The 12,481-nt window shown below is 59.8% G+C and carries 18 protein-coding genes; 11 read left to right on the forward strand and 7 right to left on the reverse strand.

The genetic code is table 11. The annotated features are described in order from the left end of the window. Positions 1 to 93: 93 nt before the first annotated feature. A complete protein-coding gene (locus A0W34_RS32805; RefSeq protein WP_156888941.1) occupies positions 94 to 237 on the reverse strand; it encodes a hypothetical protein in 144 nt (47 codons plus the stop codon). A gap of 162 nt (positions 238 to 399) precedes the next feature. On the opposite strand from A0W34_RS32805, the gene A0W34_RS22635 reads away from it, so the two are divergent. The 6 genes from A0W34_RS22635 (at position 400) to A0W34_RS22660 (ending at position 3,884) form a co-directional block, all read left to right on the forward strand. Continuing rightward, positions 400 to 630 (forward strand): hypothetical protein, encoded by a 231-nt coding sequence (locus A0W34_RS22635; RefSeq protein ID WP_156888942.1) that lies wholly within the window; start codon positions 400 to 402, stop codon positions 628 to 630. After that, complete coding sequence (locus A0W34_RS22640) at positions 627 to 824, forward strand: hypothetical protein (RefSeq protein WP_081558317.1); 198 nt, start codon at positions 627 to 629, stop codon at positions 822 to 824. The genes A0W34_RS22635 and A0W34_RS22640 overlap by 4 nt, the downstream gene beginning before the upstream one ends. Beyond that, a complete protein-coding gene (locus A0W34_RS22645) occupies positions 821 to 1,129 on the forward strand; it encodes a hypothetical protein (RefSeq protein WP_081558318.1) in 309 nt (102 codons plus the stop codon). Before A0W34_RS22640 ends, A0W34_RS22645 begins: the two co-directional genes overlap by 4 nt. A 253-nt stretch (positions 1,130 to 1,382) precedes the next feature. Then, a complete protein-coding gene (locus A0W34_RS22650) occupies positions 1,383 to 1,952 on the forward strand; it encodes an HK97 family phage prohead protease (protein ID WP_081558319.1) in 570 nt (189 codons plus the stop codon). Between the two features lie 5 nt (positions 1,953 to 1,957). Continuing rightward, the gene (locus A0W34_RS22655; protein ID WP_081558320.1) at positions 1,958 to 3,247 is read left to right on the forward strand and encodes a phage major capsid protein; all 1,290 of its coding nucleotides are present in this window, start codon (positions 1,958 to 1,960) and stop codon (positions 3,245 to 3,247) included. 325 nt (positions 3,248 to 3,572) lie between these two features. Next, on the forward strand, positions 3,573 to 3,884 hold the full coding sequence (locus A0W34_RS22660; RefSeq protein ID WP_081558321.1) for an HNH endonuclease: 312 nt from the start codon (positions 3,573 to 3,575) through the stop codon (positions 3,882 to 3,884). Between the two features lie 940 nt (positions 3,885 to 4,824). Here A0W34_RS22660 and A0W34_RS22665 read toward each other — a convergent pair. Both A0W34_RS22665 and A0W34_RS22670 read right to left on the reverse strand, forming a co-directional pair. Beyond that, positions 4,825 to 6,231, reverse strand: coding sequence for a recombinase family protein (locus A0W34_RS22665; protein ID WP_081558322.1), 1,407 nt, complete (start codon positions 6,229 to 6,231; stop codon positions 4,825 to 4,827). 101 nt (positions 6,232 to 6,332) lie between these two features. Beyond that, positions 6,333 to 6,773, reverse strand: coding sequence for an Lrp/AsnC family transcriptional regulator (locus A0W34_RS22670; RefSeq protein WP_020970517.1), 441 nt, complete (start codon positions 6,771 to 6,773; stop codon positions 6,333 to 6,335). 79 nt (positions 6,774 to 6,852) lie between these two features. Between A0W34_RS22670 and A0W34_RS22675 the strand changes: the two genes are divergently transcribed. The 3 genes from A0W34_RS22675 (at position 6,853) to A0W34_RS22685 (ending at position 9,197) form a co-directional block, all read left to right on the forward strand. Beyond that, complete coding sequence (locus A0W34_RS22675) at positions 6,853 to 7,590, forward strand: AzlC family ABC transporter permease (protein WP_003940360.1); 738 nt, start codon at positions 6,853 to 6,855, stop codon at positions 7,588 to 7,590. Next, on the forward strand, positions 7,583 to 7,912 hold the full coding sequence (locus A0W34_RS22680; RefSeq protein WP_003940007.1) for a branched-chain amino acid transporter permease: 330 nt from the start codon (positions 7,583 to 7,585) through the stop codon (positions 7,910 to 7,912). Before A0W34_RS22675 ends, A0W34_RS22680 begins: the two co-directional genes overlap by 8 nt. A gap of 139 nt (positions 7,913 to 8,051) precedes the next feature. Then, complete coding sequence (locus A0W34_RS22685) at positions 8,052 to 9,197, forward strand: HoxN/HupN/NixA family nickel/cobalt transporter (protein WP_080961209.1); 1,146 nt, start codon at positions 8,052 to 8,054, stop codon at positions 9,195 to 9,197. Positions 9,198 to 9,219: 22 nt separating this feature from the next. Here the strand turns inward: A0W34_RS22685 and A0W34_RS22690 are convergent, their stop codons facing one another. Further along, positions 9,220 to 9,588: a hypothetical protein gene (locus tag A0W34_RS22690; protein WP_054825539.1), complete on the reverse strand. Its 369-nt coding sequence runs from the start codon at positions 9,586 to 9,588 to the stop codon at positions 9,220 to 9,222. Positions 9,589 to 9,724: 136 nt separating this feature from the next. Between A0W34_RS22690 and A0W34_RS22695 the strand changes: the two genes are divergently transcribed. Continuing rightward, on the forward strand, positions 9,725 to 10,099 hold the full coding sequence (locus A0W34_RS22695; RefSeq protein ID WP_063315893.1) for a hypothetical protein: 375 nt from the start codon (positions 9,725 to 9,727) through the stop codon (positions 10,097 to 10,099). Positions 10,100 to 10,152: 53 nt separating this feature from the next. Here the strand turns inward: A0W34_RS22695 and A0W34_RS22700 are convergent, their stop codons facing one another. Continuing rightward, the gene (locus A0W34_RS22700; protein WP_042921731.1) at positions 10,153 to 10,617 is read right to left on the reverse strand and encodes a hypothetical protein; all 465 of its coding nucleotides are present in this window, start codon (positions 10,615 to 10,617) and stop codon (positions 10,153 to 10,155) included. A gap of 83 nt (positions 10,618 to 10,700) precedes the next feature. After that, positions 10,701 to 11,492: a MerR family transcriptional regulator gene (locus A0W34_RS22705; RefSeq protein ID WP_042921734.1), complete on the reverse strand. Its 792-nt coding sequence runs from the start codon at positions 11,490 to 11,492 to the stop codon at positions 10,701 to 10,703. A gap of 248 nt (positions 11,493 to 11,740) precedes the next feature. On the opposite strand from A0W34_RS22705, the gene A0W34_RS22710 reads away from it, so the two are divergent. Continuing rightward, positions 11,741 to 11,968, forward strand: a complete 228-nt coding sequence (locus tag A0W34_RS22710; RefSeq protein WP_020970523.1) for a hypothetical protein — start codon at positions 11,741 to 11,743, stop codon at positions 11,966 to 11,968. 94 nt (positions 11,969 to 12,062) lie between these two features. On the opposite strand, the gene A0W34_RS22715 is transcribed toward A0W34_RS22710, so the two are convergent. After that, a complete protein-coding gene (locus A0W34_RS22715; protein ID WP_007733561.1) occupies positions 12,063 to 12,479 on the reverse strand; it encodes a DUF7144 family membrane protein in 417 nt (138 codons plus the stop codon). Positions 12,480 to 12,481 lie beyond the last annotated feature (2 nt).

Raw genomic sequence — 12,481 nt, forward strand, 5'->3', positions numbered from 1 at the left:
AGACGCCCGAAATGGGTCACAGGGTTCATCCTATTAGGGCACGAAAAAGCCTCCCTTACAGTCAAACTGAGAGGGCGGCTTTGATTCGGGGTCTCAGTCGGTCTCGGGATAGAACTTGCTCGCACCGTCGAATCGGCGAATCTCGACACCGCCCGGCACGGCCACGACAGTCGCGCGAACACCGCTCGGAGCGAACTCGTAGTCGTTGACGATTCTGTCGGTGAGGTCGGAAGACATGACTGGATACATTGCGGCACTCCATGATCGAGAGTCTTGCCCGAAGTCGGCGGCAACGGGACCATCGAATTTTACCACACCGAGCATTCGCTAGGTTGACATGAAAGGCACAAAGTGAACACCGAAAACATCAGCGAGACAAGGTTGCACCGGCACGGGTGCGTGACCGCGACAGTCGAAGACATCTCGGACGCGCTTCGAGTCATACTCGCGCTCAAGGCTTCCCACGTGACGCTCACGGCCGCCGAAATAGCTGGGGTGACAGGATTACCCCACGACCGAGTTTCGTTGGCACTGAGGGCAGCCGAGAGGGCGGGGATCACCATGCGGCTGCCGCGCCGCCCCGGACGTTTGAGCACGCGCTGGACATCTACCGAATTGAGTTGGCTGTGAACGACGACGCGTTGCCGGCCGATTCCAGCAGCATCCTCGACGGCGACGAATTCACACGCGGCAAGTGGAAGTCCGAAAAGCGTTGGGCAGCTGAACGGCGGTGGAAGCGCAAACAATATCAAGACTGGCGGGACACCCAAACACTGCTGGGTAATCCAAACAACACGTGGACCGATTGGGAGAACTCGAAATGACGTATCAACTCACACCGACAGCACGGACCAAACTCGCTCTGGTTTACACGACGACGATGGCCGGACTCACCGAGGACGAACGACGCGCACTCGTCACCGGCAAGCCGGGCATGCTCGACCTACTGCACAGCACCGACGGCGAAAACAGTTGGTACACCATGACAGTCGACGGTGATCCGTTTGCCGTCATCCCGGCCGACTGGCTCGAAGACGATGCGCAGATCGAGCTACCGAAAGTCACCTGGGTCGAACCGATCGACGGTCACGTGCCCGACACCGTAGCGGAAATGTTCCCCGACGACTGAGTAGAAAACCGTGAGAATGTCGTGGCCCCGGAAAAGTGTCCCGCAGCATGATCCGGGGTGGCGATGCTAGGATCACCTCAGCAGGTCGGACGACGATATCAGTCGAAACCGCTGAGCAGTAACAAGATTCACGCCGGAGCAGTAGCGCAGGGGCGCTGACAGCCACCACGTAGTCGTCTTGGATAGCAGGCGCGCCAACGTATTCGCGTATTGGCCTTGTATGCCTCTCCATCGACCACATTGGAAGCTCCACATGACCACTCGTGAAACAATCACCCGCGCAACGTCTACCGACCTCGAGGTTCGATCCTCCGGCGACGGTAGGACCATCTGCGGCATCGCCTGCCCGTTCGACTCGCCCACCCAGATCAACGATTACGACGGCAAGTACACGGAAACGGTTCAGCGGGGAGCATTCTCACGCACCATTGCCGAACGTGGACACCGCATCCGCTTCATGGCGATGCACAACAACTCGATGCTCCCACTCGGTCGCGCGACCCTCCTCAGGGAAGACGCATCCGGACTCTATGCCGAGTTCCGTGTCTCGCAAACCCAGGCCGGTGACGAAGTTCTCGCGCTCGTACGTGACGGCGCACTCGACGGACTCAGCATCGGATTTCAACCCGTTCGCGAAACCTGGACCCGAGCAAGGGATTCACGAACCATTCTGGAAGCCAAGCTGATCGAGATATCCATCGTCAACAGTCCGGCGTATGCCGACGCGCTTGTCAGTGGCGTTCGATCCTTGCACGACATCGTCACACCCGAGCAGGCAGCACGCAGGCTCGAACTACTCCGCATTACTCACCATTGGAATTGATTCACATGACTATCGACTTTCGCTCAACACAATTCGCCCGTTTCCACGGCATGTCCGACGCCGACCTCGAGGCCGAACGCGACAAGCTCCTCGCCGAGGCAGGACAACTCACCACCCGCAGCGCGCTCACTCCCGAGCAGTCCGAACGCTTCGAGGCCGTGGCCGCAGACCTGGAGTACCTGGGACACTGCGAGTCTCAGCGCGCACGCATGGTCGCCGCGATGAACTCCGGCAGTTTCGAGGCTGGCACCCCGTTCACCCCGTCGGCACCGAAGCCCGCACGCAACCCTCTGGAAGGCGCACTGACGCTCACCCGCGGGCAGTCATTCGCCGAGCATCACCGCGTCAACGGGGGCACGCAGGAAATCGCTCGCCCCGGTAGCTTCGACCGTCTCGTGCGCGGTATGGTGACCGGCGACTGGCGTGGCGCTTCCGAAGAGCGCGCGATGTTGGAAGGTACCAACTCGGCAGGTGGTTTCCTGGTTCCGACACCGCTCGCCGACCACGTGATCGACCTCGCGCGTAACAAGATTCAGGTTCTCGCGGCAGGTGCGACCACGGTCCCGATGACCTCCCAGACGCTCAGGATTCCTCGACTCACAGGTGAAGGTTCGCCTACGTGGCGCAACGAGCTGGCGACCATCTCCGCAGCCGACATGACCTTCGATTCCGTCACCCTGACGGCCCGGTCGCTCGATCGTCTCATCCTGGTCTCCAACGAACTGTTCCAGGATTCCGATCCGAGCGCCGGTGACGTCATCGCCCATTCGTTCGCGGCACAGATCGCCTTGGCGCTCGACCTCGCCGCCTTGCGTGGTTCCGGGGTGGCACCGATCCCGTTGGGCATCCTGGGCACCTCCGGGGTCACGGTGACGAGCCACGGCGCGAACGGCACGGCGATGTCGTACGACTTCCTGTTGGATGCCATGGCGACAGTGCGCGGCAACAACTTCGAGCCGAATGCAGCCATCGTGGCACCGCGCACCCTCCAATCGCTCAGCAAGGCGAAGGATACGCAAGGTCGCTACCTCGATCCCCCGACCGGACTGATTCCGCTCCTGCCCTCGAAGCAGGTTCCGATCAACAACACCGTCGGTACGTCGTCGGACACGTCGGAGCTGTATGTCGGGCAGTGGGATCAGCTCTACATTGGTATCCGCGCAGGCTTCTCGCTGAGGCTCCTGCCCGAACGCTACGCAGATCAGGGCGCAGTTGGCTTCCTCGCGAATATCCGAGCGGACATCGCAGTGGCCCAGCCGGGAGCGTTCTCCGTCGACGTGGGCGTGAGGCCGTAATGCCTATACCACAGCCGCTTTCGTCAGGGTTCGCGAAGCTCCGCGCGATCGTGGACAGCAACCTAGCACAGCCGAAAACCGAACTCGACGACGCCGAAGGACGAGAAGGTATCCCTGTGAGCCAGTGGCGCGCACTGCCTGATCTTCCCGAGCGTCCGTAAAGACTTCGTACTCGCCTGGCGCACATGACCTTCTGTGAGGTTGGCGATGTGGCGGCATCATCACGGCACACGAGTACGAACGACATCGAGGGCACCACCACTTTCTTACTGAGCTGTTCGTGAGTGGTTGGTGCCCTTCGGTGTATCACCAGAGAGAAGCGATCATGAACGCGATTCATCATTCCGCGAAGTGGACCAAGCTGACCAAGCGTCTGAAATCCAAGCTGCCACCGATCTGTCACCTCTGCGGGGGCGCGATCGACCTGGGAGCACCACCAAGGTCACGAGAGTCCTGGAGTCTCGATCACCTTGTCTCCGTCGAGAACGGGGGCGCACCCTACGATCCGGCCAATTGCGCACCGGCACACTTGTCCTGCAACGGGCGTAAGAGCGCGGGTGTCGTCGGACCGTTCACTCCACCCGTACCCACCGCGTACCAACAGCCCCAAGGTTGGTCCGGCTCCCGTAACTGGTGACGTTGGTAGTCAACTGCGCTCGATACTGTCGGAGCACCCCGCCTGTGCATAGACCTGTGGATACCGAGCATCGCCACCCTACTGGCCCCCAGATCGACGCACAGGCTGTAGCACCCACGCCCTTGTGTGATTGCCTACCCAGATCACAGACGTTGTGCACAGGTCGACCTACTGTCGATGCCCCTGCCGTGGATGACACCACCACGATGTGTCGACAGTCGGTTGCCACCAACCACACAGCGACCTACTCGCACCAGTGTGTGCAGTACCTGTGTGCGTGTGACCTGATGTCCTGCATGTGAAGTACGTGTGCGTTTGCAGTACCCACCTACCTACCCACAGTGCATGTGCAGTGGCGTGTCTTGCTGGTACACACAGCTACTCACCAGAATTACCTACATGAGACACAACTATGTATGTCTCACGTGTACGTGAGCGTGTGTGAGTGCACCACGTAAGCGACATGCACGCATGCATCACTCATGTTGTCGAGCAATCGGTTTCCGAAACATGGACACCGAACATAGTGCAGCACAGAGGCATCGGCGCGATGGGATGGTGACCCTCCTACTCCGCGAATAGGAGTTCCTATTGTTTCGCATCGCACTAATAAGGATGGTCGACATGAGCAGTCCCATTAGTGGCACTGATGTACCATCCGAAAGAATGCAATAGACGCTTTTATCGGCACGTCAAAGAATGCTTTAGTTCGATTAGTGGCCGGGCATCAATATTCATTAGCGGAGGCAGTAGTGTGGTGCCGCATGCGGTAGGGTGAGGGGGGTACCTTAAAACCGTGAAAGAGTGCAACACTCATGACCCGGAGTCGCGGATCACTTCCCTCTCTAATGGGAATTTTCGTGAGCCTCTGACCTGCACTTATATCGTACCGAGGACGTGCATGCGGAGATCCGCCAACAGATTCCCAGATCACACACGCTTATAGGGCGCGCCTTACGGTTTTCCACGTAACTTCTACGTCGTCGGGATTGAATACGCGGCCCGTTTTCTTTATCCGGACGTTCACGCTGGCGCGGACAATTCTTCGCTGTTCTTCGAGGGTTGCATCTTCCCACACAGCTAGTGGGTCTTTGGCTATGAATCGCAACAGTATCGGGTCAGAGACTAATGTCGACTCACGCGCCTTTTGTTGTGCGCGTTCGATCTGGCCGATTAGCCCTGCCTCCATTCGCAGATATTGTTTCTGACTCATTTCTCCGCGCATCGCCGCATCCGTGTACCCGTCCAGACGTTGTTGTAATTCATCAGCCTCCGCGAGATGCCGTGCGCTGTCTACGGTAACTTCGTCGCCTTCGTCGTCCGAGAACAGGAACAGGTGCTCTTGATATTTGCGAATCAACTGGAGCATCTTTTCGATGACGACAGCATCTGCACGCTCCACGTTCCGCGCGACGTGAAAGTTCACGCACTGATACGAGCCTTTCGTGTGCTGCTTTCTCCGATAGCAGAACGAACCACACACATCGCAGACAGCTATGCCACTGAGGAGAAACTTCGGCGCGGTGCCGCGATTGGTTCGACGTTGTGGATTATCAAGGACAGCAACAACTCTCATATGCTCATCCTCTGTCAGTATGGGCTCCCACGTTCCCCTCACCTTCTCGCCGTTGTGTACCCGCCAGCCTGCCAGCGCTGGATTCTTGAGCATCTTCGCGAGCGACGTGGGACGCCACTCTTCCCCGGCACGCGGGCCGACGTCTTTGGCGATGGATCGCAGCGTCTCTCCGTCGAGCACCCTCCCGACCATCTCACGAACGAATTCGGCAGCGGTGGGGTCGATCTCACGCTCACCTCGAACGAGGTTGCCCCGCGCGTCACGAACCCCCCGGTATCCGTACGGGTGCTTTCCGTGTGGCTTACCCTGCGCAGCATTACTTTTCAGTGCACGCACCACCCGGTCGCGCGTCTCGTCGGCTTCCTTCTCCGCCATGAGCGCGTCGAGTCCGGTACTGAATCGGTCGGTGCCGAGGTTCAGGTCGTGGGTGCGGCCTTTGTAATTCCAGAACACCCCCAGCGCCGCGCACAGATCCCGCAGTTCGGCATAAGCCGTGAGGTCGCGCTGGGCGCGTGAAGCCTCCCACGTGACCAGTACGTCGCCAGGGCGCAGCACCTCAGCGAGACGCCGGTACGCGGGCCGATCCTTACCGCTCCAGCGAGATGCGCCGATGTCGTTGTCTTCGAGAACCTCCCCGACCGGCCACCCCTCACGCAGGCAGACCGCCCGACAGTCTGCCTCTTGTTCGGCTACCGAGCGGCCGGATCGGGATGAATCCTGGGAGACCCGTACGTAGATGATTGCCCTGGTGAGGGATTGTTTTGAGGTCATTACCCCAGATTACGCCTATGACCTCCCTATTGATTTATTACCCATGTTCCGACGTTAACGCCGACCACCGACACCTGTGAAGGTTCAGCCGAGCCCGGGCATCAGTCGACACTCTTGATGGTCTTCATGGTGATCAACGATGTCACCCGCGAGACAGCCGGAAGCCCGCTGAGCTTGGTGACCATGAAGTTCTCGTACGTCGCGAGATCTTTCACCGCGACGCGAATGAAGTAGTCGGGAATTCCGAACAATCGCCGACATTCGATCACTTCGTCGAAGGCGGCGACCTGGGATTCGAAGTCCTCGATGGTGGCCTGGTCGTTGACTCCGATCTCGGCGGTGACGATCACTTGAAATCCTCGGCCAAGCGCTTCCTGACTGACGATCGCGCGGTACCCGGTGATGATTCCGTCGGCTTCGAGCTTTTTCACGCGGCGCAGGCAAGGGGACGGTGTCAGACCCACCAGATCCGCCAACTCGGTATTGGTCAAACTCGAGTCCTGGCGTAGGTGAAACAAAATTGCGTCATCCATGGCATCCATCGCACTATTATTGCGCACTGTTCAATATGTGGGCATTCTGAGCAATCGATCACCTCGATCTTTGTTATAGATTTGCGTCGTGATCGAACCAGCATCGTCGACGGCCGCACCAGCCGTCGAACTCCCACCGCGAACCCCGGCGTGGCGGCACGCCTTCCAGCTGTCGCTACCGGTTGGATTCGGCCTGCTCCCACTCGGGATCGCACTTGGTGTTCTTGTGGTCCAACAAGGGCTCAGCCCTTGGTGGGCAGTCGCTTTCACCTCGCTGATCTACGCCGGATCGCTGGAGTTTCTCGCGGTCGGAATGGTCGCGGCCATGACACCGCTGCCGTACGTCGCTCTGACCGCACTGCTGGTCAACTTTCGACATGTGTTCTACGCCTTGAGTTTTCCGCTGGAAAAGATTCGCAACCCCTTCGCCCGCTTCTACAGCATGTTCGCGCTGACCGACGAGGCCTATGCGATGTCGGTAACTGCCGATCCCAAGGCACTCACCGGACGCGTCATCGTCTACTCCCAGCTGTACCTGCACGGCTACTGGATCGGTGGCGCGATTCTGGGCGCGACAGCAGGACAGTGGATTCCGGACTCGATCGTCGGCCTCGACTTCGCCCTGACGGCGTTGTTCGTCGTCCTCTCGATCGAAGCGATTCGCGCACAAAACGGATTCGCGGTGCCGGTCGCCGCGGTCACCTGCGCTCTGGTCGCCCGGCTCGCAGCGCCGGACCACATGCTGCCAATTGCAATGGGCGCCTTCGTGCTCTTCCTGATCGGGCGCTTTGTCTACGACTCACGAAAGGCGAAGATCGATGCCTGACACCTCGTACATCTTTGCGGCGGTCGCAGTCATGGCCGTGGTCACCTTCGCGCTGCGCGCAATCCCCTTCGCCGCGCTCATGCCGCTGCGCTCCTCCGCCCTGGTCGGCTACCTCGGCATCTACATGCCGGCAGGCGTCATGTTGATCCTCGTGATGTATTCACTCAAAGGGGTGTCGATCACCGCCCCTTCTCACGGCCTACCCGAACTGATTGCAGTGTGCGCCACGATCGCCGCGCACCTCTGGCGAAAGAATGCCGTCCTGAGCATCGTCGTCGGAACGACGATCTACGTCGCGCTGGTCAATACCGTGTTCGCCTGAGCATTCCCATCGACGAGCAAAATATCTTTACTCCCGAATGGGCAATTTGTAACCTCCAGGCGCTTATCTGAACAGTTGAACACTTATACGATTTCAGTAGCGTGGCCGCCGGCCGCGACTGAAAGATCGGTGAGGTTCGATGTCCACGATAATGACCACGACAGGCACTCGAATCGCCGGTGCTTGGCACAGTCTGGATCGAGGCCAGCGTCGAAGCATCATCGGGATGACCGTCACCGTCGTAGCGCTCAACGTCGTCGGGTGGGCAGTTCTTCTCGGCCTGGTTGTCCCCGGCCACTACACGATCGAAGGCAGTGTCTTCGGCGTCGGACTCGGCGTAACGGCGTACACGCTCGGCATGCGCCATGCTTTCGACGCCGATCACATCGCCGCTATCGACAACACCACTCGGAAGTTGGTAGCGGACGGCAAGAAACCGATGTCCGTCGGGTTCTGGTTTTCGCTCGGACACTCGACCATCGTCTTCGTACTCGTCGCCCTCTTGGCTTTGGGTGTGCGGCAACTGGCCACCAGCCTTTCCGACGACAACTCCGATCTGGAGAAGTGGACCGGCTTGTTCGGCACCACCATTTCCGGCACGTTCCTGATTTTGATCGGAATCTTGAACCTTGTCTCTCTCATCGGGATTCATCGGGTGTACACGAAGTACAAGGCCGGAACCTTCGACGAGGAACAACTCGAGAAGGAACTCGACAGCCGCGGCGCCTTGAACAAGATTCTGGGCCCGGTGATGAAGATGGTTCGCAAGCCCTGGCACATGTACCCGGTCGGCCTACTGTTCGGATTGGGATTCGACACCGTCACCGAAGTCGGGCTGTTGGTGATCGCCGGCGGCGCGGCGGCGACAGGGCTCCCGTGGTATTCGATCCTCGTTCTGCCGATCCTCTTCTGCGCCGGGATGTCTCTGTTCGACTCGATCGACGGATCGTTCATGAACTTCGCCTACGGTTGGGCATTTGCTCAGCCGGTCCGAAAGATCTACTACAACATGGTGATCACCGGACTCTCGGTGGCAGTCGCCCTGCTGATCGGGACCCAGGAAATCATCTCGATCTTCACCGACAAACTCGACATCCACGACGGGATTCTCGGCGCCATCGGGAACTTGGATCTCGGCGCGATGGGCTTCATCATCGTCGGACTCTTCGTCGTCACATGGATGATCGCCCTCCTCGTGTGGCGGTACGGCCGCATCGAAGAACGGTGGCAGGCTCAGTCCGGTGCAGCAGTAGCACGACGAGCGACAGCAGACGAAGCGATGTGAGTTCGACTCGGTCTACGCAGAATCATGGGCCACCCGAAAGCGAATAGCTGATGTACGTCTCGCCCCATTTCAGGTACGCGCTCGACGTCGCCTGGCCGCGGATCTGGTCGTTCTGCCACTGGTAGACAGCGCGCCACGGAAATACGGAACTCACTTGTTCCAAGGTGTACTGCTCACGATGGCCCTGCGCGAATCGCTGTTCGAGATCTTCACGAGTGCGCGGCGGGAAATTGCTGATCAGGTAGGTCCGGCCGAGAGACTCGATGCGCCCTGGCGGCGCAAAGACATCAGCGCTGCGATAAGTGAAGGCCAGATACAGGTAGGCCGCCACCACAATCGTTGCCAGCGCTACCGCGCCGATCTTGATTGCACGTCGAAGCAGGGTCGGCATGGCTCACAGTACAATCCAATTCTCCTGTCGAGCACATTCAGTGCGTTTCCCACATTTATCGAAAGACGCATCCCGCGGAGTTGGCGAGATGCAATAGTGGAGTTCGAACGGGGTGAGCCCCGGCTAGGAGAAAACGGTGCGGATACGTCATGCGGTAGTGGGTGTGGCAATCACGGGACTTGTTCTTGCAGTGGCAGGCTGCGGTAGCGGCGACGGCGAAGCTGCCGAAGGACCAGGCATCGCCGTGGCGGCGGAAACCAAGCAAGTTCCCGACCGGGTGACCGTGCATCGACCTGGCCTCATCGACACCAGCATTTCCCCGTTCGACGTGCCTGCATGGCCAGGGCCGCACCCCTCCGAATTCCTCGAGCCCAACCCGCCGTCGGGTGAGAGCGGTGAGATCGCCGGCAACCGAGCTGCGACAACCTACGCGGCCTCGCTCGACAACCCCGATGCACTGTGGAATGTCGGCGGCACGGTGCAGTGGCTGGTTGTCGAGCCGTTTCCCTGAAGGTCTTCCATCGAGGTCTCCGCTCTGACCGACTCCAGACGATCTTTGCGAGTTCAGTCCCGCGACAACGCTGCACAGAATTCGCCGGGTTGATCGACATGCAACCGCAACCCACCGATCAGAGTGGAGCGAGATCCCTTCGACAGCCGTTTCGGGAGCGTGACCGAGAGCGGCCGATCGAAGTCTATGTCCACGACAGTGCCGTCGGGCCCCGGCAGAACCAAGCGATCGTCGACAATCACATTTGCTGTCTCACCGAACCTTCGGACCATGCTCGCCCGCGAAATCCGTGATCGGTCCACCTCGACTCGAATGCCCGTGCCGGAACGAAACACCACCGTTCGAGCCGAGACGAGATGCGGGTGCACGACGCGTCCGGCAAGCCAACCGCCAATCGCAATCAGCGACAACACCGTTGCAACGAGCAGCACGACGCGAAGCCACTGCCACGGCACCAGGAAGTGAATCGCCACGGCCTCGATCACACTCGCCGCAACAAATGCCACCGGTATCGACATTGTCCCCCTCGCGTAGCCGAAAGTCGCTGTATCACTGGAACCTCCGTCTCTCCGACCCGTCGAGAGCAACCACAGTGATCGGATCACGCCGTACCGCCTGACATGAGACGTGTTGCGACGCGCGCGACCACTTCACGTTGCGCTGAATCAGGCACCAGATCAGCGATCCCAACCGAGAATCCCACGCCTGCGGAGTCTCCGTCTGCGTACACATCGCCGAGCACCCCGTCCAGTGATTCCTCCAGTTCGTCCGACAAGTACGCGATCTCGTCTGCAACCTCGGCTACCTCGCGCCCAGCCAGAGCGGCGAAACGACGGTACAGATCGACAATTCTCTTCCGGTCGCCCTCGTCGGACAGCAATCGCGCAGCCGTGGAGAACAGTTCGTGTGGCGCTGCTCCCGAGATCGCCACCAATTCCCACATGTCACGTTCGCGCTCGAACAAGCGTCGCACCGAACCCGTGGGGGACGACGCGATCAACTCGTCGAACGCCGACAGCAGCTCCATCGGAAGCGGCGAGACCACCCTCCCAGCACCTCGCGCCGTGAGCATTTCCTGGAGGCGCACTCGCTGGTCTGCGAGGACGCGCTGCTTCCGGTCTATCTCCGCGATCAGGGAGGAAAGATCTTCGGCGAAGTCGTCCGGTTCTCGTGCATCGATCGGCGTCGGTTCGATCATCGCGGCAATGGATCCGAGTGGAATGCCGGCGGCGGTGAGCCAACGAATGCGCATCAGCCTGACCAGATCGGGAAGTTCGTAAGTTCTGTAACCGTTGGACAGTCGTCTCGGCTCGGCCAGCAACCCCAGTCGGTGATAGTGCCGAACGGTCCGCGGAGTGGTGCCTGCCGCACTGGCCACGTCGCTGATTCGCATACGAACAGCATTAACTATGACGCTACGTCATAGTCAAGGCCCGGCATGTCGGGCCTTGAGGCATAAGGTCCTGTTCTTCCTGCCAAGAGTTTCGCAGACGAATTTCGCGGGTATTGATCACTTGCGGCGGCGATTTCCAGAGCGAGGGGTCAGCCGCGCAAGGTCTGCCCCCGGCTGTCACTCGCCGGGCGGCGGGCCGCCAAAACCAGCGGGCCGCCAGAAACTATCTGTGCCAGGCGATGATTTCGATGCAAACGACACGACTCGACACCATCCTGATTCTGATCGTCGGGACGGCAATCGGACTGAGCGTCTGGCTGGCTACGCAGGAACCATTCGCGTCGATCGGACTCGGAATCGCAACGGTAGTGATCTGCTGGATCTCTTGCTCGATGATCCATGGCTTCCCACACCGATCGACGAAGGACATGCGTCCGCGCGAGAACCAGGATCGCGAGTCACCGAAACGGCGCTGACGCCGCGTAGGGATGAGGCCAACCGTGGAGGCCCGGACACAGCGAAGTGAGTGGTTCACCTACCGCAGGTGAACCACTCACTTCGGTCAGAGGATCACACCTCGTCAGGTCGCCAGGTCGCGACGGCCCAGATCACAGCGACGTCGAGGGCGATGATCACGATCGACCACAGCGGGTAGTACGGCATCCACAGGAAATTCGCCACGATCGAAAGTGCCGCGATGACGAATGCCATCCCGCGGGCCCACGCCATGCCGACGAACAATCCCAGCGACACCGCGATGCCGATGATTCCGAGCACGATGTGGATCCAACCCCATGTCGTGACATCGAATTCGAAGGTGTAATTGACTCCGACGATCAGCAGGTCGTTGTCTGCGAGAGCCGCGATGCCCTGCAGCAACGCGACGATTCCCGCGACGAAGAGCAGGCAGGCTGCCGCCACCGTGGTCCCGATGGCAAAGCCCTGTCGGACAGGATGGTTCGCATGAGATTGGTGCGGAGCAGTCATGA

Source organism: Rhodococcus sp. BH4, from assembly GCF_002079265.1.
Taxonomy (GTDB): domain Bacteria; phylum Actinomycetota; class Actinomycetes; order Mycobacteriales; family Mycobacteriaceae; genus Rhodococcus_F; species Rhodococcus_F qingshengii.

Excerpts from the sequence above, each read along its gene's own strand:
- A0W34_RS32805 (WP_156888941.1), bottom strand. The coding sequence starts at position 237 with ATGTCTTCCGACCTCACCGACAGAATCGTCAACGACTACGAGTTCGCT.
- A0W34_RS22660 (WP_081558321.1), top strand. The coding sequence starts at position 3,573 with ATGAACGCGATTCATCATTCCGCGAAGTGGACCAAGCTGACCAAGCGT.
- A0W34_RS22700 (WP_042921731.1), bottom strand. The coding sequence starts at position 10,617 with ATGTCGATACCGGTGGCATTTGTTGCGGCGAGTGTGATCGAGGCCGTG.
- A0W34_RS22715 (WP_007733561.1), bottom strand. The coding sequence starts at position 12,479 with ATGACTGCTCCGCACCAATCTCATGCGAACCATCCTGTCCGACAGGGC.
- A0W34_RS22680 (WP_003940007.1), top strand. The coding sequence starts at position 7,583 with ATGCCTGACACCTCGTACATCTTTGCGGCGGTCGCAGTCATGGCCGTG.
- A0W34_RS22665 (WP_081558322.1), bottom strand. The coding sequence starts at position 6,231 with ATGACCTCAAAACAATCCCTCACCAGGGCAATCATCTACGTACGGGTC.
- A0W34_RS22670 (WP_020970517.1), bottom strand. The coding sequence starts at position 6,773 with ATGGATGCCATGGATGACGCAATTTTGTTTCACCTACGCCAGGACTCG.
- A0W34_RS22655 (WP_081558320.1), top strand. The coding sequence starts at position 1,958 with ATGACTATCGACTTTCGCTCAACACAATTCGCCCGTTTCCACGGCATG.
- A0W34_RS22650 (WP_081558319.1), top strand. The coding sequence starts at position 1,383 with ATGACCACTCGTGAAACAATCACCCGCGCAACGTCTACCGACCTCGAG.
- A0W34_RS22645 (WP_081558318.1), top strand. The coding sequence starts at position 821 with ATGACGTATCAACTCACACCGACAGCACGGACCAAACTCGCTCTGGTT.
- A0W34_RS22710 (WP_020970523.1), top strand. The coding sequence starts at position 11,741 with ATGCAAACGACACGACTCGACACCATCCTGATTCTGATCGTCGGGACG.
- A0W34_RS22685 (WP_080961209.1), top strand. The coding sequence starts at position 8,052 with ATGTCCACGATAATGACCACGACAGGCACTCGAATCGCCGGTGCTTGG.
- A0W34_RS22690 (WP_054825539.1), bottom strand. The coding sequence starts at position 9,588 with ATGCCGACCCTGCTTCGACGTGCAATCAAGATCGGCGCGGTAGCGCTG.
- A0W34_RS22705 (WP_042921734.1), bottom strand. The coding sequence starts at position 11,492 with ATGCGAATCAGCGACGTGGCCAGTGCGGCAGGCACCACTCCGCGGACC.